Raw genomic sequence first — 23,760 nt, forward strand, 5'->3', positions numbered from 1 at the left:
CGACGCGCCGGATTAGCGCGCGAGCTTTTTCTTGACCTCGGCGCCGCTCGGATTGGTCAGCGTGCTGCCGTCGGGAAACTTCAGCGTCGGCACCGTCTGGTTGCCGCCGTTGGCCGAGGCCACGAACTCCGCCGCGGCCGGGTCGGCCTCGATGTCGATCTCGTCGAACGCGATGCCCTCGGCCTTCAGAACCTTCTTCAGGCGGGCGCAGTACCCACACCACGACGTGGTGTACATGGTCAGCTCAGCACTCATATCGCAGTCAACGTAGTCGATGGTCCGAACATGCCCGCGGCATGCCCCGGTTTGTCGGTCCGCCCTGACAAGATGGTCGGCATGCCGGTAGAGGTCGCGTGCTCGCGCATCATCGACGACCTCGACGACGAGCAGCGCGAGGCCGTCCTCGCCCCGCGTGGGCCCGTGTGCGTGCTGGCGGGTGCGGGCACCGGTAAGACCCGCACCATCACCCGCCGCATCGCCCACCTGGTGTCGTCCGGACACGTCGCGCCGGGGCAGGTACTCGCGGTGACGTTCACCCAGCGGGCCGCCGGTGAGATGCGTGCCCGGCTGCGCACCCTCGATGACGGAGTGGGCACCGCGTCCGTTCAGGCGATGACGTTTCACGCCGCCGCTCGCCGCCAGTTGGCCTACTTCTGGCCGCGCGTCGTCGGCAACACCGGATGGGAACTGCTCGACACCAAGTTCGCGGTCGTCGCCCAGTCCGCCAACCGCGCCGGGCTACAGGCCAGCACCGACGACGTCCGCGACCTCGCAAGCGAAATCGAATGGGCCAAAGGATCTTTGATCAGCCCGGAGACCTACGGCACCGCCGTCGCCGCAGTGGGTCGCGACATTCCGTTCGACGCCGCCAAGGTCGCGGCGGTGTACGCGGGATACGAGACGCTCAAGGCCCGCCGCGATGGCACAACGCTGCTGGACTTCGACGACCTGCTGCTGCACACCGCCGCCGCCATCGAAAACGACGCGGCGGTCGCCCAGGAGTTTCGCGACAGGTACCGCTGCTTCGTGGTCGACGAATACCAGGACGTAACGCCGCTGCAGCAGCGCGTGCTGGACGCGTGGCTGGGAGACCGGGACGACCTGACCGTTGTCGGCGACGCCAACCAGACCATCTATTCGTTCACCGGTGCCACGCCGCAGTACCTGCTCGACTTCTCGCGCCGCTTTCCCGACGCCGCGGTGGTCCGCCTCGAACGCGACTACCGGTCCACCCCGCAGGTGGTGTCGCTGGCCAACCGCGTCATCGCCGCCGCCCGTGGCCGGATGGCGGGCAGCAGGCTGCATCTGGTCGGCCAGCGCGACCCCGGGCCGGAGCCCACGTTCGCCGAACACCCGGACGAGGTCGCCGAGGCGACCGCGGTCGCGAAGAAGATCAAGCGGCTCATCGAAGCGGGCACCCCGGCATCGGAGATCGCGGTGCTGTACCGCATCAACGCCCAGTCGGAGGTCTACGAGGAGGCGCTCACCGAGGCGGGTGTCCCCTTCCAGGTGCGTGGCGGCGAGGGGTTCTTCAGCCGTCAGGAGATCCGCCAGTCCCTGGTGGCGCTGCAACGCGCAGCCGATCGCGACGTGGACGGACCACTGTCGGAGGTCGTTCGTGCCGTGTTGGAGCCTCTTGGACTGACCGCCGAGCCACCCACGGGCACCAAGGCACGCGAGCGGTGGGAGGCGTTGACCGCGCTCGCCGAACTGGTCGACGAGGAAGTCGCGCAGCGCCCGTCGTTGGACCTGGGTTCACTGCTCGCCGAGCTTCGGCAGCGCGCCGACGCACGGCATCCACCCGTGGTCCAGGGCGTCACGCTCGCCTCGCTGCATGCCGCGAAGGGTCTGGAATGGGATGCGGTGTTCCTGGTCGGTCTCGCCGACGGCACCCTGCCCATCTCCCATGCGCTGACGCACGGTCCCGACAGTGAGCAAGTCGAAGAGGAGCGCCGCCTCTTCTATGTCGGAATCACCAGGGCGCGAACACATTTGGCGCTCAGCTGGGCACTGGCTCGAGCACCGGGCGGCCGAAAGGGTCGAAAGCCGTCACGGTTCCTCAACGGCGTCGCGCCGCAGGCATCCGGCGACAACGCCCCCAGTCGTACCCGTCGGCCCAAGGGCGCCGCGCCGCGCTGCCGGGTGTGCAATGCCGCACTGACCGCCCCGGCTGCGATCGTCTTGCGCCGATGCGAGGGGTGCCCGTCCGATATCGACGAGAACCTGCTCGCGGAACTCAAGGACTGGCGGCTGCGCACCTGCAAGGAGATGAGCGTGCCCGCGTATGTGGTGTTCACCGACAACACGCTGATCGCGATCGCGGAGACGCTGCCGGGCGACGACGCCGCACTCGTCGCGATCCCCGGCATCGGCGCACGCAAACTCGAGCAGTACGGCGCTGACGTTCTCGCGTTGGTCAAAGGCCGCCAATCCTCGTAAAAATCGTGCCAAAGCCGCAGGTCAGAAAATCAGTTGTCAGTTCGGCCTGTTACGCTTAGCCTCGAGATCGCACACACCAGCCGTGCGATTTGTCGTGTGAAAGGAGGGTTCCGAGATCATGTCGAACATGAATACGTTTAGCGGCGTAGGCGTTTCCGGCGTTTCGTGGACCCTCCATGTCCCGGCTGCCGCCGCCGCGGCGCATCCCGCATACAAGGCGCATGCCGCCGCGGGTGCCGCAGCTGCCATTTCGCCGCAGCCCACGCGCCGCCGCACCGCCGCCGCGACTGGAATGTCCGTGGATCGGGGCACCACCTAAGGAAGCCCACGATTTCGCCCCAAAGGCCACGGACCCGCAGTCATCGGATCCGTGGCCAATTTATTTGGGACCTCAGAATCCCTGGTCACAGATCCATCAGAAGACAGATGCGACAACCCTCGACCAGGAAGCAGAGGACTGGACATGTCAATCGGGACATGCCGACAAAAGACGAAGCTTGCGGTGCCCTGTCACTTGTACGACCCCGATATGTGGTTCGCCGAGAGTCCCGTCGAGCTCGAACGCGCCAAGTCGCTGTGCGCGGATTGCCCGATCCGGCGTGAGTGCCTGGCGGCCGCGCTCGAGCGGGAGGAACCGTGGGGTGTGTGGGGCGGCGAGATTCTCGACCGCGGCACGGTCATCGCACGCAAGCGTCCGCGTGGCCGGCCACGCAAGAACACCGAGGGCAGCCCGGCAGCCGCGTAAGCGCTGCCGGGTTTCCCCGGATCAGGCGTCTTGTTCGGCGAAGCCCGGAACCAGTTCCGTCGCAAGCGCTTTGGCCGGGATGTGCGCATCGAGCTGGCAGGAGATGGCGACATTGGACGCGATCACCCGCATCGGGATCGCCAGCTTGGCCGGAATGTCCATCTGTCGCGCGGCCTTGATCTGGCCTGCTGCGCGGTCGGGTCTCATGTTCGCGGCGGTGATGCGCTGCAGCCACTTTCGCGTGTAGTGGAACACCTCGACCTCCAGCGGCTCCACGTACTGCTTCATCATCTCGTCCATCTCCCGGTTCGAGACCTGCTCGCCCTTCTGGATGAATCCGATGCGCTGCATGGCCGCCTGCAGGTTCTCGTAATCGTCCTGCAGTGCGTAGCGCGTCGCCAGTCCGATGTCGATGGGAATACCCCCGGGCATCGGCGCGACGGCGCCGAAGTCGATGACACCCATCTTGTTGTCGGGCAGCAGCATGAAGTTCCCTGGATGCGCGTCGCCGTGCATCATCTCGAGGCGCTTGGGCGCGTCGTAGGTCAGCTCGAACAGCCGGGTGCCCATCAGGTCACGCTGCTCCTGCGTGCCTTCGCGGATGATGACCGACATCGGGATACCTTCGATCCATTCCTGGATCACCACCTTCGGCGCGCTGGCCACGATGTGCGGGACCACGAAACGGGGATGTCCCTCATAGGCTTTGGCGAACGCGCGCTGATTGTCGGCCTCTAGCCGGTAGTCGAGTTCCATTTCGGTGCGTTCGATCAGCTCGTCGACCACACCCTGCACATCCGCGCCGGGGGACAGTTGGCGCAGCACGCTGACCATCCGCTGCATGGTCTTGAGATCGGCGCGCAGCGCCTCGTCGGCGCCGGGGTACTGGATCTTGACCGCAACCTCGCGACCGTCGGACCACACCGCCTTGTGCACCTGACCGATGCTGGCCGACGCCACCGCCGTGTCGTCGAACGACGTGAACCGTTCGCGCCACTTGGTGCCCAGCTGCCCGTCGAGCACCCGGTGCACCTTGGGCGCGGGCAGTGGCGGGGCCTCTCGCTGCAGTTTGGTCAGTGCTTCGCGGTACGGCTTGCCGTACTGCTCGGGGATGGCGGCCTCCATCACCGACAGCGCCTGACCGACCTTCATCGCGCCGCCCTTGAGCTCCCCCAGGACGGTGAACAGCTGCTGGGCCGCCTTGTCCATCAACTCGGCGTTGACCTCGTCCTTCGGCTTGCCGGTCAGCCGTTTGCCGAAGCCCAGCGCTGCCCGGCCTGCCATGCCTGCACCAAGGCCTGCGATCTTGGCATTGCGCGCGGCCCCACCCCGCTTGATCTCACTCACAAGACCATCATCCATGACTTCGCTGAACGCCCTGCAGCGACTTGCCTACAAACGTTGTCAGCAGGTGCAGCGCGGGTGCCGTGACCAGCGGCGTGCCACGACGGATCCCACGTTGACGTCGAACTCCAGTGTCGCGTCCAGCGTGGCCGGCGGCGCAGGGGAGTGGGAAACGCCGTGGCCGCTGCGGACGGCGCAGATGACGCGGTCGATCTGGTTGAGGGCCAGCGCCGCCGTCGCCAGCACCGTGGCGCGGTCAGCGTTGCCGACGGTGTCGCGGAGCTGGGCTGCGATCGCCGGCCAGGCGGCGTCGCGATCGCTGCGATGAAGGTCGGCGCACCCGAGGCAGCTGGTGACACCGGGAATGACCAACGGTCCGATGAGGCCGACGCCGTCGCGCACCCGCACCGGAAGATGCGGCACTCCTGCGGAGTGCAGGTCGCGCACCACCCGCGGATCTGACACCAGGACGTCGGTCAATACCGCCAGGTCGGCAGGCGCGCCGGCATGCGTGCGACTGCTACGCGTGAGCTGAGCGCCCGAGCAACGCAGCGCGGACGCGAGAAGATCCGAAAGCGGACCGCGCCCATGGATCCGGATGGACGCCGCGCGGGTACGCCTTCGCGCCGTGTTCGTCACGACGCCGGCGTCCACGAGCGACGACACCACCTCGGCGATGCTGTCTGCGGAGGCCTCGTCGGCATGCCCCTGGATCTCCGGCAGGGTGGCGCCCGATTGAAGACGGCGCAGCAGATCGGCGAGGGCACCTGCGGTCAATCCCGACGGTGGACGGACCAGTACCGCGCGCCGCGGATCCCAACCCACCTGTACGACGCCGTCGGGTCGCAACAACACCGGCCTCGCTGGGTCCAGGACGTAACGCCCCATGCGAGGAGTGTGGCACGTTATCCGCCATAGCCCGTCGAGTTATCCACAGGCTCCGATTCAGCGTTCGGAATCGCCTGTGTCAGTGTCGTTTTCGGTGGACTTCTCGAGATCTGCGATCGCCTGGTCGATGCCGCTGGTGTCTCCGCCGATCATGCGGTCGATGAAACCGGCCGGTTCGTCGAGGTCCTCGGCGCTGGGCAACAGGTCGGGGTGTTGCCACACGCCGTCGCGGGCATCGGCGCCGACGGCCTCGGTCAGCCGTTCCCACAATGCCGCCGCCTCGCGCATCTTGCGCGGTCGCAGTTCCAGGCCGACCAGCGTGGCGAAGGTCTGTTCGGCGGGCCCGCCGGTGGCGCGTCGCCTGCGCAGAGTCTCCGACAGCGCCGACGTACCGGGTATGCGGTCGCCCAGCGCAGCGGTGACGACGGTCTGCACCCAGCCCTCGATCAACGCCAGCAGTGTCTCCAGCCGCCCAAGCGCGACAGTCTGCTCGGGTGTCGCCTTCGGCTCGAACATGCCCTGGCTCAGAAGTTGTTCCATCTGCGACGGATCCGCCAGCGCCGCGGGATTGAACCCCTGCGCGAGTTCCTCGAGTCCGCTCATGTCGATCTTCATGCCCTTGGCGAACGCCTCGACCGTGTTGAGCAGCTGGCTGGACAGCCACGGCACATGAGTGAACAGGCGGTGATGCGCGGCCTCGCGTGCCGCAAGGAACGTGAGGATCTCGCTGCGCGGTTGCTCCAGTCCCTCGGTGAGTGACTCAACGGCCCCAGGCATCAGTGCCGCAACGCCTTTGGGGCCCAAGGGCAACCCGATATCGGTGGAGGTCAGTACTTCTTTCGAGAGTGTGCCCAGCGCCTGGCCCAGCTGCGAGCCGAACGCCATGCCGCCCATCTGCGTCATCATCGACAGCAGCGGCCCGGCCATGGACTTGGCCTCCTCGGGCAGCGACGACGCCCACACCGTGGAAATCTGTTCGGCCACTGGATCGCACAGCCGCTTCCAGGTCGCCATCGTGTTGTCGACCCAGTCCGTCGGCGTCCAGGCCACCGACTTGGTGGTGCCCGCGGGCAGTGCCGTCACACCGTCCAGCCACGTCTCGGCGAGGTGGACGGCATCGGAGATCGCCGCGCTGGTCTTCTCGCCGACGGGCGCGACGAAACCGATCGAGCTCGACGCCAGCTGCCGTGCCAGGTCGTAGTTCACCGGACCCGACTTGGTGCCGTCGGCTGTCACGTTCCCGGCGCCGCTGAACATCTCCCCGAGACGGCTGAACATCTGACCCAACTGGGACATGTCGAATTCGCCCCCGCCCATACCGAACGGATCGCCGGGGGTGGGACCGCCGGAGCCCGAATCCGGGTCGTTCTTACGTTTGTCTCGCTCGGGGTCATCCCCGGGGGAGAAGCCGAAAGGCAGGTCAGCCATGCCCTCAACGGTACTCACCGGCGCCGTCTCATGTGACGTGGCATGTCACGCCGAGAGCGAAGCGATGATCGCGATCGAGGGCCCTTCCACGTCGACCTCTACATTGGGCGGCGTGAACAGGCGCATTTTGACGTTGCTCGTCGCGCTCGTCCCCATTGTCGCGTTCGGAGTTGCGCTGTCGGTGGTGACGGTGCCGTTTGTGGCGCTGGGTCCGGGACCGACGTTCGACACACTCGGTGAGGTCGACGGTAAGCAGGTCGTCGACATCGAGGGCACCGAGGTCCACCCCACGTCAGGACACCTGAACATGACCACGGTGTCTCAACGTGACGCGCTGACCCTCGGCGAAGCCCTGACATTGTGGATGTCGGGCCGTGAACAGCTGGTACCCCGAGATCTCGTCTACCCGCCGGACAAGTCGAAGGACGAGGTCGACGAGGCCAACAACACCGACTTCCGCCAGTCCGAGGACAGCGCCGAATACGCCGCGTTGCTCTATCTGAAGTACCCGATGGCCGTGACGGTGGAGTCGGTCAATGACGACGGCCCGTCCAAGGGCAAGCTCACCGACGGTGACGCCATCGACTACGTCAACGGAAAGCCGGTGCCCGACCTCGACGCGTTCCAGGCGATCATCAAGGACACCAAGCCCGGTGAGCAGGTGGTGCTGGACTACCGGCGCAGGAACGGGGACATCGGCTCCACCACGATCACGCTGGGTAAGCACCCCGAACGCGATCAGGGTTACCTCGGGATCGCCGTGCTGGACGCCCCGTGGGCGCCGTTCACGGTTGATTTCAATCTCGCCAACGTCGGCGGCCCGTCCGCCGGGCTGATGTTCAGCCTTGCGGTCGTCGACAAACTCACCACCGGCAATCTCAACGACGGCAAGTTCGTCGCGGGCACCGGGACGATCACCGGCGACGGCAAGGTCGGTCCGATCGGCGGCATCACCCACAAGATGCTGGCGGCCAAGGACGCCGGGGCGAGCATCTTCCTGGTTCCCGCCGAGAACTGCGAGGAAGCCAGGACGGCCCATGACGACGACCTGGAACTGGTCAAGGTCGAGACCCTCGATCAGGCCGTCGCCGCTCTCAACACATTGTCAGCTGGTGGCGAACGGCCCCATTGCTAGGGCGTCTGCGGCATCAAAGCCACTTTTCACATGCGTAGAGTTATGGCACGTCACAGAAGGCGTGTGGGAACGGTTAGAAACTGGAGTTGACGAGTGGGTATGCGGCCCGCGGCAAGAATGCCGAAGCTGACACGACGTAGCCGAATTCTCATCGCGGTTTCCGCGGCATTCGTCTTGATCCTGTTGATCGGCCCACGCCTGATCGACACCTACGTCGATTGGCTGTGGTTCGGCGAGCTCGGCTACCGCTCGGTGTTCACCACGCAGCTGTTCACCCGCATCGTGGTTTTCCTGATCGCCACGGTGGTGATCGGCGCGATCGTGTTCGCCGGCCTGGCGCTGGCGTACCGCACCCGCCCCGTGTTCGTCCCGACCAACGGACCCAACGACCCGATCGCGCGCTACCGCACCGCAGTGATGACCCGGCTGCGGCTCGTCGGTATCGGCATTCCCGTGTTCATCGGACTCCTCGCCGGGATTGTCGCGCAGAGCTATTGGACCCGCATCCAGCTGTTCCTGCACGGCGGCAGCTTCGGGATCAAAGATCCGCAGTTCGGCATGGACCTCGGCTTCTATGCGTTCGATCTGCCGTTCTACCGACTGGTGCTGAGCTTCCTGTTCGTCGCCACCTTCCTGGCGTTCATCGCCAACCTGGTGGGCCACTACCTCTTCGGAGGTATCCGGCTGTCGGGCCGCAGCGGGGCGTTGAGCCGCGCGGCGCGCATCCAGCTGATCACGTTGGTCGGCATCCTGATGCTGCTCAAGGCCGTCGCTTACTGGATGGACCGCTACGAGCTGTTGAGCCACACCCGCGGCGGCAAGCCGTTCACCGGCGCCGGCTACACGGACATCAATGCGGTACTGCCCGCGAAGCTGATCCTGATGGCGATCGCGGTCATCTGCGCGGCGGCGGTCTTCTCCGCGATCGTGTTGCGGGACTTGCGGATCCCGGCCATCGGTGTGGTCCTTTTGCTGTTGTCGTCGCTGGTGATCGGCGCCGGCTGGCCGCTGGTGGTCGAACAGTTCAGCGTCAAGCCCAACGCTGCGCAGAAGGAAAGCGAATACATCAGCCGAAGCATCACGGCCACCAGACAGGCCTACGGGCTCACCGACCAAACGGTCACGTACCGCGACTACAGCGGGGACGCTCAGACGACGGCCCAACAGGTGGCCTCCGACCGTGCGACGACGTCGAACATCCGATTGCTCGACCCGACAATCGTCAGCCCGGCGTTCACCCAGTTCCAGCAGGGTAAGAACTTCTACTACTTCCCCGATCACCTGGCGATGGATCGCTACACGGGACGCGACGGAGACCTCCGTGACTTCGTGGTCGCGGCTCGCGAGCTCAACCCTGACCGGCTGATCGACAACCAGCGCGACTGGATCAACCGGCACACCGTCTACACGCACGGCAACGGATTCATCGCCTCGCCGGCCAACACCGTTCGCGGAGTTGCCAACGACCCCAACCAGAACGGCGGTTACCCGGAGTTCCTCGCCAGCGTCGTCGGCGCCAACGGCAGCGTCGTGTCACCGGGTCCGGCCCCACTGGATCAGCCGCGGATTTACTACGGTCCGGTGATCGCCGACACGTCGGCCGACTACGCGATCGTGGGCAAGAGCGGCGTCGACCGTGAGTACGACTACGAGACCAACACCGAGACCAAGAACTACACGTACGGCGGCACCGGTGGAGTGCCCATCGGCAGCTGGTTGTCGCGCTCGGTGTTCGCCGCGAAGTTCGCCGAGCGGAACTTCTTGTTCTCCAACGTGATCGGCGAGAACAGCAAGATCCTGTTCAATCGCGATCCGGCGGAACGCGTCGAAGCCGCAGCGCCGTGGCTGACCACGGACACCACCGTCTACCCCGCGATCGTGAACAAGCGGATGGTGTGGATCGTGGACGGCTACACCACGCTCGACAACTACCCGTACTCCCAGTTGACGACGTTGTCGAGCGCCACAGCCGACTCCAGCGAGGTGGCGACCAACCGGCTGCAGGTCGACAAGCAGGTGTCCTACATCCGCAACTCGGTGAAAGCGACCGTCGACGCGTACGACGGCACCGTGACGCTGTACGCACAAGACGAGCAGGACCCGGTGCTGCAGGCGTGGATGAAGGTGTTCCCCGGCACGGTGAAGCCCAAGAGTGAAATCACCCCTGAACTGCAACAGCACCTGCGTTATCCGGAGGATCTGTTCAAGGTTCAACGCGCTCTGCTTGCCAAGTACCACGTGGACGATCCCGTGACGTTCTTCTCCACGTCGGACTTCTGGGACGTGCCGCTGGATCCGAACCCCACCGCGAGCAGCTATCAGCCGCCGTATTACATCGTCGCCAAAAATCTTGCATCCAACAATAATTCGGCGTCCTTCCAGCTGACCAGTGCGATGAACCGGTTCCGCCGCGACTTCCTCGCCGCCTATATCAGCGCAAGTTCTGACCCTGACACCTACGGCAAGCTGACGGTGCTGACCATTCCCGGCCAGGTGAACGGCCCCAAGCTGGCGTTCAACGCGATCAGCACCGACACCGCGGTGAGCCAGGACCTTGGTGTCATCGGCCGTGACAACCAGAACCGCATCCGGTGGGGCAACCTGCTGACGCTGCCGGTCGCTCAGGGCGGCCTGCTCTACGTCGCACCCGTGTACGCCTCACCCGGCGCCAGTGACGCGGCGTCGTCGTACCCACGCCTGATCAGGGTCGCGATGATGTACAACGACAAGGTCGGCTACGGCCCGACGGTGCGCGATGCGCTGACCGAGCTGTTCGGGCCCGGCGCGGATGCCACCGCCACCGGCCCTGCACCGACGGGACCGGCGAACGGCCAACCTCCGGCCGCAACGCCACCCGACGGCGGGCCGCCCGCCGCGCAGCCGCCCACTAATCAGGGCACACCACCGACGGCGCAAGTCCCCGCGGCGGTGCCGCCGGGTGGCCCCGTGCAGTTGTCGGCGGCCAAAGCCGCAGCGCTGCAAGACGTCAACAGCGCGCTGGACGCGCTGCAGGGCGCGCAGACAAGCGGCAACTTCGCCGAGTTCGGCCAGGCCCTGCAGCGCCTCGACGACGCGGTGAAGAAGTACCAGTCGACCCGCTAGCGAGGCGCTGAGCACTCGATTTGGAGCTGCACCTGCGCCTTCGGTAACCTTGCGTTCACCCGACGCGGGGTGGAGCAGCTCGGTAGCTCGCTGGGCTCATAACCCAGAGGTCGCAGGTTCGAATCCTGTCCCCGCTACTAAACGAATTGACCCCAGAGGTACGACCTCTGGGGTCAATTTCGTTGGTGGGCGAGGGAGTTTCTGGCGGATCAATCGGAGCAGAGACCTGCGGACTGCTCTTCGGCGATGATCTTGCCGACCGGCTCACCCAGATGCGCTGCGAAGGCAGGCGTGGGCTTCATGACCCAGTCGCCGTCTTCGAAGAGCATGATCCGAGGTCGTTCGGTGCCGTCAAGTTTCATGGACACGATCGCTTCGCCGACCGCGGGATCCAGGCTGACCCCGGCGACACGAATCTTGGTGCCCGGCTTCTTGCAGGTTGCGTAGAAGGTCACGAAGTCGTCCTGAGTGATCCCGTCACGCACTTCCCGTGACATGCGCTCCCAGACACCGGCGAAATCTCCCGACGAGAAGTGATCGACGTTGGCCTGCGCCGCGGCGGTTGCGGCTGAGAGTGTCTCCGGCACGTCACCTCCCGATGCGGCCGTCCTTGCCGCGACCGGGCCGGCCGGTCCAGTGGATGACTTGGACGCGCCGTCGGCGATGCCGCACGATGCGCATGCGGTCGCGAAGAGCACTGCCGATAGAGCGGCGGCGAATGATCTCATCACCGAAGGGTAGGGCCCCAGACCGAGGTTCGTCTTTGGAAGGCCGCCCAAAACGGAATAGTGCGCCCGACATATGCGCTGTAACCCACGTTCCTATAGAACATAAACGCACATTGAGGAGATCGAGATCTTGAGTACAAGATTGATGAAAGCCTTCGCCATTTTCGGAGGAAGCGCCGCAGTCACCGCAGCCGCCCTCACCGGGGCGGTTCTGCAGGGACAGTCGGGATCGGACGCCATTGCCGGATCCGAGATGACCACCGGCGTCACCGTCACGGCGACCACGGCGCCCAGCGGATTGCCGGTCCCGGTAGCAGAGCCCAGCATCAAGGGCCCCGCACCCTTACCCCTTGAGGAGCAGGGACTCCCGGGCTAGTCGGCTTCGGGGTTACAACGACATTCAGGCGCGGATCGATGCGGATCCGGGCCTGAATGCGTTCTCGGGGGAACCTGTCCCTCACAACATATTTGGCCCAGCGACTCAGGTCAGCGAGCGGGCCTGGTCGTTAACCGTCACGCTCAATTTCTGTGCGACGCCGGGCGGGAGAACCAACTTGATCTCGCCGGACGGGTTGAACCACAGAAAGCCGGAACCGTTGTCGCTGAGCGTGACCCGGCTACCGGCCGCGCTGTCGGCGACCGCGAGCCGCGTGTCGTCGCCGCGCGTGACCATACGCAGGTCGATACGGGGCTCCCGGGCGTCGGCGTCAGTGACAGGACGGACGACGACCGGAACGCCGCCGGTGTCGATCGCCAGCGATCGCATGTTGGCAGGCAGTGCCTGTGTGTCGTTGACGACCCGAATGCTGCTGACGCCGACCGCAAGAACGCCGAGGCTGACCAGACTGCCGAGGGCCACCACGACGCTGATGACGACGAGCACGGCGCGGATGGCGGTGCGGTTGCCCCCAGACACCGTCGAGGACGTAGCGGCTGTTCCAACGGGAACGTCAGGCGGTACCTCGGATGCGACGCCGGTCCTGCTCACTGCTGCCCGTGCTCGAGACCTTCGAGGTGTGCCGCAGCACGCTTGAGGAGCAGCACGACGTCCGCCTGGGTGGTACGCGCGTCGTCGTTGAACGCAGCCATGGTGGCCCAGCCGGGCGCCGCCATGGAATTCGCGAGCTCCAGCAGCAGCTCCTCCAGGCGAACGACCTGCTCGTGCACCAGGCCCGGATGTCCGAAGTGCCAGTAGCCCGCGGCCGCGCGCAGCGCGCCCTGTAGGCAGAAGCTGCACGGCGTCGCCCCGGTGTCGGTGTGCGAGCGGTAGCCGCCCCCGCCAACGTGCAAGGTGCGCAACCGCACCCATTCTCCGGGGGAGTCGACGGCTGGCAGCACCTCATAGCCGGCGGCGTCACGGCAGTAGGCGCCCTGGGTCCACCCGTTGTCGACCTCGAGGAGGGCCAGTGCGCCCTCGATGACCTCGCGGTCGGTGTTCGTGTTCATCCCGTCAACGGTGCGAAGGGGGGTGTTGGTCGTCATGGTCTGCATTCCTTTCGGTTAGGACTCGAGGTAGCGCAGAACGGCTAGGACACGGCGGTTTTCGGTGTCGTCTTGCACGAGTGCCAGCTTTGCGAATATGGAGGCGATGTGTTTTTCGGCGGAACCGGTCGACATGTGCAGCGTCGTGGCGATCGCCGAGTTGGTCCTGCCTTCGGCCATCAGCTGCAGTACCTCGATTTCGCGGGGCGTGAGCTGATCGAGCGCGCTGCGCTTATGCGACCGCGCCAGAATCTGGGACACGACCTCGGGGTCCAGCAGCGTCCCGCCGCTGCCGACGACCGAGACGGCGTCCAGGAACGCAGGCACGTCGGCGACGCGGTCCTTGAGCAGGTAGCCGAAGCCACGGGTGTCGGCGGTGATCAGTTCGGACGCGTAGCGCTCTTCGACGTAGTGCGACAGCACCAGTACCGGCGACTCGGGATTCTGGCTGCGCAGCAGGGCAGCGCAGCGGATTCCCTCATCGGTGAACGTCGGCGGCATCCTGACGTCGACGATCACCAGATCAGGACGGGTGTCGCTGACCAGGCGCAGCAGGTTCGTAGCGTCCGGCACGCTGCCGACCACGTCGTGGCCGGCATCGGTCAGGATGCGTTCGATGCCCGCGCGAAGCAGCGCCGAGTCCTCGGCGATCACTATCCGCATGGCAGCTCCGCGGTGACGGTGGTGGAGCCGACAGAGGGACTGGAAATCGTGAAGGTGCCACGCGCGGCGCGCACCCGCTCTGCCAAGCCCCGCAGACCGGTGGCGGTGTCGCTTTCGGTGATCTGCGCACCACCGCGGCCGTCGTCGAATACCGAGACGCGGAGCATGTTTTCGGCCTGATCGAACCGCACGGTGACCACGGCTCGCGACGCCTGTGCGTGCTTGGCGACGTTGGTGAGTGCCTCGGCGACGATGAAGTAGGCGACCGACTCGGTCTCCTCGGGGATTCGCCCGGGCAGGTCGATGTCCAGAAGTGTCGGCACGGCGGCGCGCTGCACCACCGACGACAGCGCGGCATCCAGGCCCCGGTCGGCGAGGATCGACGGGGCGATACCCCGCACGACGTTACGCAGTTCCACCAGAGCGGTTTTCGCGTCGTCATGCGCCTCGGCGATCAGCGCCTTGGCGGCGGCCGGATCGGTATCGAGCTTCGTCTGCGCGAGGCCGATGGTCATCGCCAACGACACGAGTCGCGGCTGCACACTGTCATGCAGGTCGCGTTCGATGCGGTAACGCTCCGTTTGGGCAGAGGTCAATGCACCCAGCCTGGCGTCGGCGAGCACGTTCATCTCGTGCTTGAGCACCGCGGTCGGCGACGGCGGGAGCAACCAGCTGTCGATTTTGGCGTCGAGTGCAGGAGCGAACACCACGATCGCGACCGCGGCCACGAACGCGATGACGGCCAGCGGCCACGCCAGCATCGGCGGAATGAGGATCACTCCGGCCTCGTCGCCGCTGCGGGTCAGCGAGATCGCCCCGGCCGGTGCCAGGAACGCGAACGCGAGCAGAGCGAACGCGAGGCCAGCGGCCGCCATGTCGTAGGCCAGCCGAACGAAATGGTGGGTGGCGCCCTTCCAGAACCGGGTGCTGTTGAGGTCCAGCCAAATCTGGTGGACCCAGCGCGTCAGGCCGGTGTGGTGCGACATCCGCCGGGGCGGCACCTGCAGGCCCATGCCGAACACGGCCTCGCTGCGCACCCGCTCGAGCCATTCCACGCCGCGCATCAGGTACACGAACACGACCAGGGCGAGAAGGAACCCGACCCCCGTGGGAATCGCCGAGATCCCGAAGATCACGAGCATGAGCGGCACCCACACCCAGACCGCGCCGATCGCCGCGCCGGCGATCATCGACGCGCTGGCCGCGAGGCCTATGCGTCGCGGAGTCGGCGGCGTGGTGGTATCAGCCGTGGTTGGCTCAGCATTTTGATCCGCGAGAATGACCATACAGTCAACGTACGGACCGCTGCGGTGAGGCAACACTGCGTTTACCGGACGACTTCAGGGGGGTTAACCCCCGGACGGCGCCATAAAAGTGGCCGTCGGACCGCCGAGTTCGCCGGCTCAGAACGGGTATACGCGGGTTGATCGACGCCGTCGCCGAGAGTACGGCGACGGTGCAGATCCCGCCACCGAGATGCCGCGGACCCCAACGGGCACAAACGGCGCGGCAGCCGAGAAGTTTGCGGGGGGTATCCCCCCGATGTTTGCCAGACAGTTTTGCGGGGGTTAACCCCCAGGCGCGTTCCACGCGAGTTTGCTGTCCGCCCGTAGTACCGTCCCCACCGTGGCGACTATGGCGTTCGCGGACCGAGGCAACGGAGAGCCGGTTCTGTTCATCGCGGGCCAGGGCGGCGCCGGCCGCACGTGGGATCTCCACCAGGTGCCGGCATTCCAAGCCGCGGGTTACCGGGTCATCACATTCGACAACAGGGGAGTGGGCGCAACTTCCAACGCTCAGGGCTTCGCGACGAAAACCATGGTGGCCGACACCGCGGAACTGATCGAGCGGGTCGGCGCCGGCCCCGTCCGAGTCGTGGGCACGTCAATGGGCTCTTTCATCGCCCAGGAATTGATGGTGGCTCGTCCCGACTTGGTCAGTCAGGCGGTGCTGATGGCCACCCGCGGACGCCACGACCGCGCGCGCGAGTTCTTCCGCATCGCCGAGGAGGAATTAGTCGAGGCCGGCATCCGGTTGCCGCCCAGCTATGAGGCGAAAATTCGTCTGCTCGAAGGGTTTTCACCGACAACCCTGAACGATGACGCCGCGGTCGCGGACTGGATCGACACATTCACGTTGTGGCCAACGGACTCGACTCCCGGAATCCGCGCGCAGCACGACGTCGCGCCGGTAAACGACCGCCTACAGGCCTATAAGGCCATCGAGACGTCTGTGTTGGTCATCGGATTCGCCGACGACCTGGTGATCCCCCCGCATCTGGGCGCCGAAGTGGCAGGCGCTTTTCCGCGTGGGCGTTATCTGGAGATCGCTGATGCCGGCCATCTGGGGTTTCTCGAACGGCCGGATGCCGTGAACTCGGCGATCCTCGAGTTCTTCGCGCACGGCCCCCGGTAGAGGCATTGGATCGAATCAGCTTGTGGTGCAACGAGATGCGCGGCACCGGCGGACACCCTCAATGGCGAGGGTGTCCGCGGGCACGCGTGCTCAGTAGTTGACGCAGCTGGTCATCATCTGGGTGAACACCGGAATGGCCTGATCGATCCCGGGGTTGCCCTTGATCTGATCGAGCAACGAGAGGCGTTGATCCTTGGACGAGCTGAGGAACACACGCACGAACTCAAGGTTCGGCGGCGACTGCATCAGGTACCCCGCAGCTGTCGGATTCTCCGCGTTCACGGCGGCAATTGCCTGGTCATACGTGCACGGCGAGTTGACCATTGCATCGACGTAGGACTGAGCGGATGCGATGCCGGCACCGGCGGTCACCGACAAGGCCAATCCGCCAACCGCAGCAGCCACTCTGGTCAAGGACAGTTTCATGTGTGGGGTCCCTCCCTCTCACTACTTATTACCAAAACTCTAAATTGCCCAGCTAAAAACTTGCGCAGAATATCTGCCACTGGCTCTCGACTACCTTCATCGCGTCATCCTCAAACCTCACGCCGCGATGCACAACGCATATCGGCGCAAGTTTTCGCTGCGTTACATCCGCGCCCAGCGGTCTGTCATCTTTCGGTAATTTCCCCCGCGAGCTGGGCGTCCATAACTCGGATTGCCAGCCCGCGGTACTGCTGACGCTTGGCCCTGAATGTTGTTCATGGCCAGGTCCGTCGGTGGTTTGCGGACGGTTGTGCACTCGGAACTACCCATCACCGCCGTGCGAAGATAACGCACATCGTGATTTGCGGGACGGTGCGAAATATTCGTACCGTACCTCTACGCTCGCGCTATGCGTTGCGATCCCATATCGCGTTTGGGAACGGGCCAGTATGGAGGGCGCCGGCATGGTTTACTCGTCGGGACCGGTTTGCGCTCGCCTAGGTCCTCGTGTTTGCGGTAACGTCACGCCGTCCAGCGGCGACACCGTACGCGGGGGGGTGCCGACTGGCGTGTCGACGCCGATATGTAGTTGCATGGTCGACGACACGGCACCGGGCGTGGAGCGAGCTGGAGGGGGTCTACGATTCTCAGGGTTCTGAAGCATGTGTGGATTCCGCTTGTCATCCTGATTGTGGTCGTGGCTGGCGGTTTCACTGTGTCGCGGCTGCACGGCATGTTCGGCTCCGACAATCGCCCCACCTACTCCGACTCGGCAAAGGCCGATACCAAGCCCTATGACCCCAAGCACCTGAGGTATGAGGTCTGGGGACCCCCGGGAACGGTGGCCACCGTCAGCTATTTCGACGGCGACGCGGAACCGCGATTTGCCAGGGATACGACGTTGCCATGGTCGATACAGTTCGACATCGGTTCGACGACGGCCGTCGCCAGCGTTGTGGCGCAGGGCGATTCCGACAGCATCGGCTGCCGCATCATGATCGACGATGAGGTCAAGGCGGACAAGACGTCCAACCAGACCAACGCGTACGTATCCTGCTCGCTCGAGGCCGCATGACCGGCAACCACACTGCCGTCGAGCAGCCCGTCAAACGACCGTTCGTAGCGCGGAATATTCACCGATTCTCGATCCTGATCATCCTGGCGTGGCTGGCGATCACCGTCGTGGTGACGGTCTTCGTGCCCCCGCTGGAGGTCGTCGAAGCTCAGAAATCGGTACCGCTGTCCGTCCCGGACGCCCCGTCGTATCAGGCGGCTGCGCGCATGGGCAAGCTGTTCCAGGAGTCCAGCTCCGAGAGTCTGGCCGTCGTGCTACTGGAGGGCCAGCAACCCCTCGGCGACGATGCGCGTCAGTACTACAAGGACCTTGTTCGTCAATTCACCGACGATACGAAGCATGTGCAGCACGTCCAGGACTTCTGGGGCGATCCGCTCACGGCGGGCGCCGCGCAGAGCGGGGACGGTAAAGCCGCGTATGTGCAGCTGAATCTCCAGGGCGCTCCCGGTTCGGCTCAGGGAAACATGTCGGTCCAGGCGATCCAGGACATGGTTGCGAAGTCCAAGGCCCCGCCGGGCGTCGAGGCGTTTGTCACCGGCCCAGCACCGATCGTCGCGGACATCGGGAAAAGCGGCAACTCAACGGTCCTCCTGATCATGTTGGTCACGTTCGGCGTGATCTTCCTGATGTTGCTCCTGGTCTTCCGTTCGTTCACCACCGTCATTCTCTTGCTGGTGATGGTGGGCATACAGCTACAGGTAGCTCGAGGAGTGGTCGCATTCCTTGGGCTCCACGGCATCGTTGGTCTCACGACCTATGTGGTCAATCTCATTGTGTCCGTGGGTATTGCGGCCGGCACTGACTACGGCATCTTCTACGCCGGGCGATATCAGGAGGCGCGTCAAGCCGGCGAGGACAAGGAACAGGCGTTCTTCACCGCGTATCACAGCGTGGCCAAAGTCGTGTTGGCCTCCGGCCTGACCATCGCGGGCGCCATCTTCTGCCTCAGTTTCACCCGTTTGCCCTTCTTCCAGCCGTTGGGCAGGGCCGGTGCACTCGGCATTCTGATTGCGGTCGCGGTCGCCCTGACGCTCATTCCGGCGGTCATGGCCGCGGGCAGTCGCATCAATTTGTTCGAGCCCAAGCGGCGTATCAAAACTCACGGTTGGCAGCGAATAGGAACGGCGACGGTCCGGTGGCCCGCACCCATTTTTGCGGCGACGGTGGCCATTTCACTTGTCGGGCTGTTGACGCTGCCGGGATACAACCCGAGCTACAACGACCAGGAATTCATTCCCAAAGACATTCCCGCCAACAAGGGATATGAAGCCGCCGCCCGGCATTTCCCGATATCAAAACTCGCGGCGCCCGACGTCTTGATGATCGAAACCGATCGGGATATGCGCAATCCCGCTGACATGCTGATCCTGAACAAATTGGCTAAGGCTGTCTTCGCCGTTCCCGGCGTCGCCGATGTTCAGTCGATCACACGTCCCGAGGGAACTCAGATCCCGCACACGACGCTCCCGTATTTGATCAGTATGGGGCAGGCTAACCAATTGCTGAACCTGCCATTCCAAAAGGACCGCATGGAAGACATGCAGGTCCAGGCCGATAAAATGGGCGAAACCATCGCCATCATGCAGCGCATGTACGAACTGATGCAGCAGATGGTGGCCGTCACGCACAGTATGGTCGAAACCACGCACGAGTTGCAGGACGTCACCAATGAACTGCGTGATGCGCTTGCCCAATTCGACGATTTCCTCCGGCCGATCCGCAATTATCTTTATTGGGAGCCGCACTGCTATAACATTCCCCTCTGCTGGGCGGTGCGATCAATATTCGATGCCCTCGACGGTGTCGATGCGGTCACCGTCAAAATGGAAGGTCTGGTCAAGAACCTCGACCAATTGGATGCGCTGATGCCGCAGGTGTTGGCCCAATTCCCGGCGATGATCGCGACCATGGAGAGCACGCGCACGATGATGCTCACCATGCACAGCACCATGTCCGGCACCATCGGGGCGATGGACGAAAACAGCGATACCGCGACCGCCATGGGTAAGGCGTTCGACGCGGCAAAGAATGACGACACTTTCTACATACCGCCGGAGCTGTTCGACAATAAGGACTTCAAGCGGGTCCTGGATATCTTCCTCTCGCCCGATGGAAAATCTGCGCGATTGCTCATCGCGCAGAAGGGTGATCCCGCGACACCCGAGGGCATCGCTCGCGTAGAGCCGATCAAATCTGCGGCTGAGGAGGCCCTCAAAGGGACGCCACTGGAGAACGCCAAGCTTTATCTCGGCGGCACCGCGTCGACGGTGAAGGACCTGGTGGATGCATCCACGTATGACCTCTTGATCGCAGGAGTCTCTGCAGCCTGTCTGGTCTTCATCATCATGCTGTTGATGACGCGAAGTTTTGTTGCCGCCCTGGTCATTGTCGGCACCGTCGCAATGTCGCTGGGTGCATCCTTCGGATTGTCCGTGCTCGTCTGGCAGCATCTGCTCGGCATCCAGATCAACTGGGTCGTGCTGGCAATGTCGATCATCGTCTTGTTGGCCGTCGGGTCCGACTACAACTTGATGCTGGTCTCCCGAATGAAAGAGGAAATACCAGCTGGCCTGAACACCGGCATCATTCGGGCAATGGGTGGTACCGGCAAGGTCGTGACGGCAGCAGGTTTGGTATTCGCGGCCACCATGGCATCGATGATCGTCAGTGACTTGCTCACCATCGGTCAGGTTGGTATCACCATCGGCCTTGGTCTCCTGTTCGACACCTTGATCGTGCGCGCATTCATGACGCCGTCGATCGCCGCACTACTCGGCCGCTGGTTCTGGTGGCCGCTTGCGGTGCGCACACGACCAGCCAGCCAAATGCTTCGCTCGACCGGCCCCCGTCCCCTGGTGCGTTCCTTGCTGTTGAGGAACGACTAGCGGTCGCATGATTAACGATCGCGTGAGCAACGAACAACGTCGCCGACCCCGGGTTGCGCGGACCATCCGCGCCATCCCGGCGATCATCATCCTGGTCTGGGTGGCGTTGATTCTGATCACCACTCTGGCCGCTGTCAGTGGGAGCTGGCGGTCGTTCATCCCTGCGCTGGAGAAGGTCGGGCGGGAGCATTCCGTTTCCGTGATGCCGTCGGATGCGCCGTCGGTGCAGGCCATGACCCGCATGGGCAAGGTCTTCAAGGAATCCGACTCGGACAGTTCCGCGATGATCGTGTTGGAGGGCCAAGAACAGCTCGGCGAGGATGCGCATCAGTACTACGACGTCTTGATTCAGAAGCTGCGAGACGATCCGGAGCATGTGGAGCATGTGCAGGATCTGTGGGGTGATCGACTCACATCGTCGAGCGTCGAAAGCCCGGACGGCAAGGCCACATATGTTCAATTGAGTCTGGTCGGCAACCAGGGCACGGCCGCCGGCGAAGCATCGGTGAACGCGGTGCGTACGATCGTGGACCGGACTCCTCCGCCTGCCGGCGTCAAGGTTTATCTGACCGGCGCTGCGCCGTTGGCGTCAGACATGCAACGCGCCGGCGACCACTCCATTCTGCGGATCACCGCGGTGACCGCCGTGATCATCTTCACGGTGCTTCTCTTTGTCTACCGTTCATTCGCCACCGTCATCATTTTGCTGATCATGGTCGCTGTTGAATTGTTGGCTGCTCGCGGATTCGTCGCGCTCCTCGGTCACAATAACTTGATCGTCCTTTCCACATTCGCCGTCAATATGTTGGTCTTCCTCGCGATCGCGGCCGGAACCGATTACGGCATATTTTTCTTCGGCCGATATCAAGAGGCACGGCAAGCCGGCGAAGATCGCGAAACCGCCTATTACACGATGTATCGCAGTGTCGCGCCGGTGGTTCTGGCGTCCGGTATGACCATCGCAGGCGCACTCTTCTGTCTTAGCTTCGCCCGATTGCCCTACTTCCAGACGATGGGCATTCCGTGTGCGATAGGCATGGTTGTCGCGGTAGCGGTCGCCGTGACCGTCGTCCCGGCGGGAATCGCCCTGGCCAGCGGGTTTGGTCTGCTGGAACCCAAGCGCAAGATGAAGGTCCGTCGGTGGCGCGGAATCGGCGCTGCGATTGTCCGGTGGCCGGGGCCCATCCTGGCTGCGACGTGCGCCATCGTCCTGCTCAGCCTGCTCGCATTGCCGGGTTACAAGACGAGCTATAACGATCGGCTCTACGTACCTGACAGCATTCCGGCGAACGAGGGGTTCACCGTCGCGGAGAAGCATTTCTCCCAGGCTCGGCTGATGCCGGACATTCTCATGATCGAGAGCGATCATGATATGCGGAATCCGACAGATTTCATCACGTTGAACAAGCTGGCCAAGGCGGTATTCCGCGTTCCGGGAGTTTCTCGAGTGCAGGGAATAACGCGGCCAGAGGGAACGCCGATTGAACGTACTTCTTTGCCGTTCCTGATGAGCATTCAGAGCGCCGGCCAGGTTCAGCAAATGGAATTCATGAAGAAGCGCATCGGCGACATGCTCACGCAAGCAGAAGACATGCAGAAGATGATCAACATCATGACGGAGCAGTATGTGCTGTTCCAGCAGATCGTCAAAGTCACAGCTGCCATGACCGATCAGACGCACCAACTGAAAGATGTCCTGGACGACCTGCGGGATAAGATCGCGAACTTCGACGATTTCTTCAGACCGATCCGCAATTATCTCTATTGGGAACCGCACTGCTATAACATCCCGCTCTGCTGGGCGGTCAGGGGAATTTTCGACACCCTCGACGGTGTAGATGCGATCAGCCTCAAAATGGACGATCTGTTGAAAAACCTCGATAAAATGAATGTGGTCTTGCCGCAGATCCTCGAGCAGTTGCCACGCTTGATTACGATCATGAAAAGCCTACGGATGATGTCGCTGACCATGCACAGCACGATGTCCGGCTATTTCGGCGAGATGGACTCAAATAGCGGAAACGTCATGGCAATGGGTAATGCCTTTGACGCAGCCGCGAACGACGATTCTTTCTTCCTGCCGCCAGACGTCTTCAAGAACGAAGACTTCAAGAAAGCGATGAATTCCTTCCTGTCCCCGGATGGCAAAGCCGCCCGATTCATCATTTCGCATCGGGGAGACCCGGCTTCCCCGGAGGGCATTGCGCGGATCGCCCAGATAAGGGAGACGGCGGAGGAAGCGCTCAAGGGCACACCGTTGTCGCAGGCCGAGATCAGTATGGCCGGCGCCGCGTCGACGGCAAAGGACTGGCACGACGGGTCCACTTACGATCTGCTGATCGCCGGCATAGCCGCAATCTGCCTTGTCTTCGCCATCATGCTCATCATCACGCGAAGCTTCATTGCCTCGATGGTGATCGTCGGCACCGTCGTACTCTCGCTCGGCGCATCGTTCGGTGTTTCCGTGCTTCTCTGGCAGTACATCCTCGGCATCCAGCTGCACTGGATGGTGCTCATGATGTCGGTGATCATCCTGTTGGCGGTGGGGTCCGACTACAACCTGCTGCTGGTATCCCGAATGAAAGAGGAGATCGGCGCGGGCATCAACACGGGCATCATCCGCGCCATGGGAGGTACCGGCAAGGTCGTCACCACGGCAGGCATCGTGTTCGCGGTCACCATGGCCGCGATGGTGGTCAGTGACCTGCGCATCATCGGCCAGATCGGCACGACCATCGCCTTGGGGTTGATGTTCGACACACTGGTGGTGCGCGCATTCATGACGCCTTCGATCGCCGCGCTTCTCGGACGGTGGTTCTGGTGGCCGCAAGTTGTGCGGCCCCGGCCCGCAAGTGCACTCCTCGAGCCGCTGGGTACCCGTCCAATGGTCCGGTCCCTGCTGTCGGGAGAGGGTCGTGCGGGACACGACCGCTACGACGGTGACGACGACGCGCCCACCACCGAGATCCCGAGGCCGTCCGTCTAGGTTTTCCAGTGCCGATACG

20 protein-coding genes and 1 tRNA gene are annotated in these 23,760 nt (G+C 63.9%); 11 read left to right on the forward strand and 10 right to left on the reverse strand.

Annotated features, from left to right (window positions below; genetic code table 11):
* Positions 1–12: 12 nt before the first annotated feature.
* Positions 13–255: a mycoredoxin gene (locus tag AB4Z42_RS05225; RefSeq protein WP_442008016.1), complete on the reverse strand. Its 243-nt coding sequence runs from the start codon at positions 253–255 to the stop codon at positions 13–15.
* Between the two features lie 81 nt (positions 256–336).
* Here AB4Z42_RS05225 and AB4Z42_RS05230 point away from each other — a divergent pair, with 81 nt between their 5' ends.
* From AB4Z42_RS05230 to AB4Z42_RS05240, 3 genes are all read left to right on the forward strand, one after another.
* Positions 337–2,439, forward strand: a complete 2,103-nt coding sequence (locus tag AB4Z42_RS05230; protein ID WP_442008017.1) for an ATP-dependent DNA helicase UvrD2 — start codon at positions 337–339, stop codon at positions 2,437–2,439.
* A 127-nt stretch (positions 2,440–2,566) separates the two neighbouring features.
* Positions 2,567–2,758 (forward strand): hypothetical protein, encoded by a 192-nt coding sequence (locus AB4Z42_RS05235; RefSeq protein ID WP_442008018.1) that lies wholly within the window; start codon positions 2,567–2,569, stop codon positions 2,756–2,758.
* Positions 2,759–2,902: 144 nt separating this feature from the next.
* Positions 2,903–3,184, forward strand: a complete 282-nt coding sequence (locus AB4Z42_RS05240; protein WP_442008019.1) for a WhiB family transcriptional regulator — start codon at positions 2,903–2,905, stop codon at positions 3,182–3,184.
* Positions 3,185–3,205: 21 nt separating this feature from the next.
* Here the strand turns inward: AB4Z42_RS05240 and AB4Z42_RS05245 are convergent, their stop codons facing one another.
* From AB4Z42_RS05245 to AB4Z42_RS05255, 3 genes are read right to left on the reverse strand one after another with little or no spacing between them, the layout of a single operon-like run.
* The gene (locus AB4Z42_RS05245) at positions 3,206–4,546 is read right to left on the reverse strand and encodes a macrolide-binding ATPase MABP-1 (protein WP_442008020.1); all 1,341 of its coding nucleotides are present in this window, start codon (positions 4,544–4,546) and stop codon (positions 3,206–3,208) included.
* Positions 4,547–4,588: 42 nt separating this feature from the next.
* A complete protein-coding gene (locus AB4Z42_RS05250) occupies positions 4,589–5,416 on the reverse strand; it encodes a cyclodehydratase (RefSeq protein WP_442008021.1) in 828 nt (275 codons plus the stop codon).
* Positions 5,417–5,473: 57 nt separating this feature from the next.
* Positions 5,474–6,862, reverse strand: a complete 1,389-nt coding sequence (locus AB4Z42_RS05255) for a zinc-dependent metalloprotease (protein ID WP_442008022.1) — start codon at positions 6,860–6,862, stop codon at positions 5,474–5,476.
* 94 nt (positions 6,863–6,956) lie between these two features.
* On the opposite strand from AB4Z42_RS05255, the gene AB4Z42_RS05260 reads away from it, so the two are divergent.
* The 3 genes from AB4Z42_RS05260 to AB4Z42_RS05270 all read left to right on the forward strand — a co-directional run bounded on the left by AB4Z42_RS05260 (position 6,957) and on the right by AB4Z42_RS05270 (position 11,218).
* Positions 6,957–7,979 (forward strand): YlbL family protein, encoded by a 1,023-nt coding sequence (locus AB4Z42_RS05260; protein WP_442008023.1) that lies wholly within the window; start codon positions 6,957–6,959, stop codon positions 7,977–7,979.
* 93 nt (positions 7,980–8,072) lie between these two features.
* Positions 8,073–11,081, forward strand: a complete 3,009-nt coding sequence (locus tag AB4Z42_RS05265; RefSeq protein ID WP_442008024.1) for a UPF0182 family protein — start codon at positions 8,073–8,075, stop codon at positions 11,079–11,081.
* A gap of 63 nt (positions 11,082–11,144) precedes the next feature.
* Positions 11,145–11,218: transfer RNA gene (locus tag AB4Z42_RS05270), tRNA-Met, on the forward strand.
* 72 nt (positions 11,219–11,290) lie between these two features.
* On the opposite strand, the gene AB4Z42_RS05275 is transcribed toward AB4Z42_RS05270, so the two are convergent.
* Positions 11,291–11,809 carry a hypothetical protein gene (locus AB4Z42_RS05275; protein WP_442008025.1) on the reverse strand — a complete coding sequence of 173 codons (519 nt, stop codon included), beginning with the start codon at positions 11,807–11,809 and terminating at the stop codon, positions 11,291–11,293.
* 130 nt (positions 11,810–11,939) lie between these two features.
* On the opposite strand from AB4Z42_RS05275, the gene AB4Z42_RS05280 reads away from it, so the two are divergent.
* Entirely contained in the window at positions 11,940–12,185 is a 246-nt protein-coding gene (locus AB4Z42_RS05280) for a hypothetical protein (RefSeq protein ID WP_442008026.1), read from the forward strand.
* Positions 12,186–12,290: 105 nt separating this feature from the next.
* Here the strand turns inward: AB4Z42_RS05280 and AB4Z42_RS05285 are convergent, their stop codons facing one another.
* From AB4Z42_RS05285 to AB4Z42_RS05300, 4 genes are read right to left on the reverse strand one after another with little or no spacing between them, the layout of a single operon-like run.
* On the reverse strand, positions 12,291–12,797 hold the full coding sequence (locus AB4Z42_RS05285) for a hypothetical protein (protein ID WP_442008027.1): 507 nt from the start codon (positions 12,795–12,797) through the stop codon (positions 12,291–12,293).
* Positions 12,794–13,291 carry a DUF6197 family protein gene (locus AB4Z42_RS05290; RefSeq protein WP_442008028.1) on the reverse strand — a complete coding sequence of 166 codons (498 nt, stop codon included), beginning with the start codon at positions 13,289–13,291 and terminating at the stop codon, positions 12,794–12,796. Before AB4Z42_RS05290 ends, AB4Z42_RS05285 begins: the two co-directional genes overlap by 4 nt.
* A gap of 18 nt (positions 13,292–13,309) precedes the next feature.
* The gene (locus AB4Z42_RS05295; RefSeq protein ID WP_442008029.1) at positions 13,310–13,954 is read right to left on the reverse strand and encodes a response regulator transcription factor; all 645 of its coding nucleotides are present in this window, start codon (positions 13,952–13,954) and stop codon (positions 13,310–13,312) included.
* Positions 13,945–15,240 carry a sensor histidine kinase gene (locus tag AB4Z42_RS05300; protein ID WP_442008030.1) on the reverse strand — a complete coding sequence of 432 codons (1,296 nt, stop codon included), beginning with the start codon at positions 15,238–15,240 and terminating at the stop codon, positions 13,945–13,947. The genes AB4Z42_RS05295 and AB4Z42_RS05300 overlap by 10 nt, the downstream gene beginning before the upstream one ends.
* A 349-nt stretch (positions 15,241–15,589) precedes the next feature.
* On the opposite strand from AB4Z42_RS05300, the gene AB4Z42_RS05305 reads away from it, so the two are divergent.
* Positions 15,590–16,369 carry an alpha/beta fold hydrolase gene (locus tag AB4Z42_RS05305; protein ID WP_442008126.1) on the forward strand — a complete coding sequence of 260 codons (780 nt, stop codon included), beginning with the start codon at positions 15,590–15,592 and terminating at the stop codon, positions 16,367–16,369.
* 90 nt (positions 16,370–16,459) lie between these two features.
* Here the strand turns inward: AB4Z42_RS05305 and AB4Z42_RS05310 are convergent, their stop codons facing one another.
* Entirely contained in the window at positions 16,460–16,795 is a 336-nt protein-coding gene (locus AB4Z42_RS05310; protein WP_442008031.1) for a hemophore-related protein, read from the reverse strand.
* Between the two features lie 655 nt (positions 16,796–17,450).
* Between AB4Z42_RS05310 and AB4Z42_RS05315 the strand changes: the two genes are divergently transcribed.
* The 3 genes from AB4Z42_RS05315 to AB4Z42_RS05325 are packed head-to-tail and all read left to right on the forward strand — an operon-like array spanning position 17,451 to position 23,741.
* The gene (locus AB4Z42_RS05315; protein ID WP_442008127.1) at positions 17,451–17,870 is read left to right on the forward strand and encodes an MmpS family transport accessory protein; all 420 of its coding nucleotides are present in this window, start codon (positions 17,451–17,453) and stop codon (positions 17,868–17,870) included.
* Entirely contained in the window at positions 17,867–20,755 is a 2,889-nt protein-coding gene (locus AB4Z42_RS05320; protein WP_442008032.1) for an MMPL/RND family transporter, read from the forward strand. Before AB4Z42_RS05315 ends, AB4Z42_RS05320 begins: the two co-directional genes overlap by 4 nt.
* A 7-nt stretch (positions 20,756–20,762) precedes the next feature.
* Positions 20,763–23,741, forward strand: coding sequence for an MMPL/RND family transporter (locus tag AB4Z42_RS05325; RefSeq protein ID WP_442008033.1), 2,979 nt, complete (start codon positions 20,763–20,765; stop codon positions 23,739–23,741).
* Positions 23,742–23,760 lie beyond the last annotated feature (19 nt).

The sequence above is a fragment of the Mycobacterium sp. 2YAF39 genome (genome assembly GCF_052114565.1).
In the GTDB taxonomy this organism is placed as follows: domain Bacteria; phylum Actinomycetota; class Actinomycetes; order Mycobacteriales; family Mycobacteriaceae; genus Mycobacterium.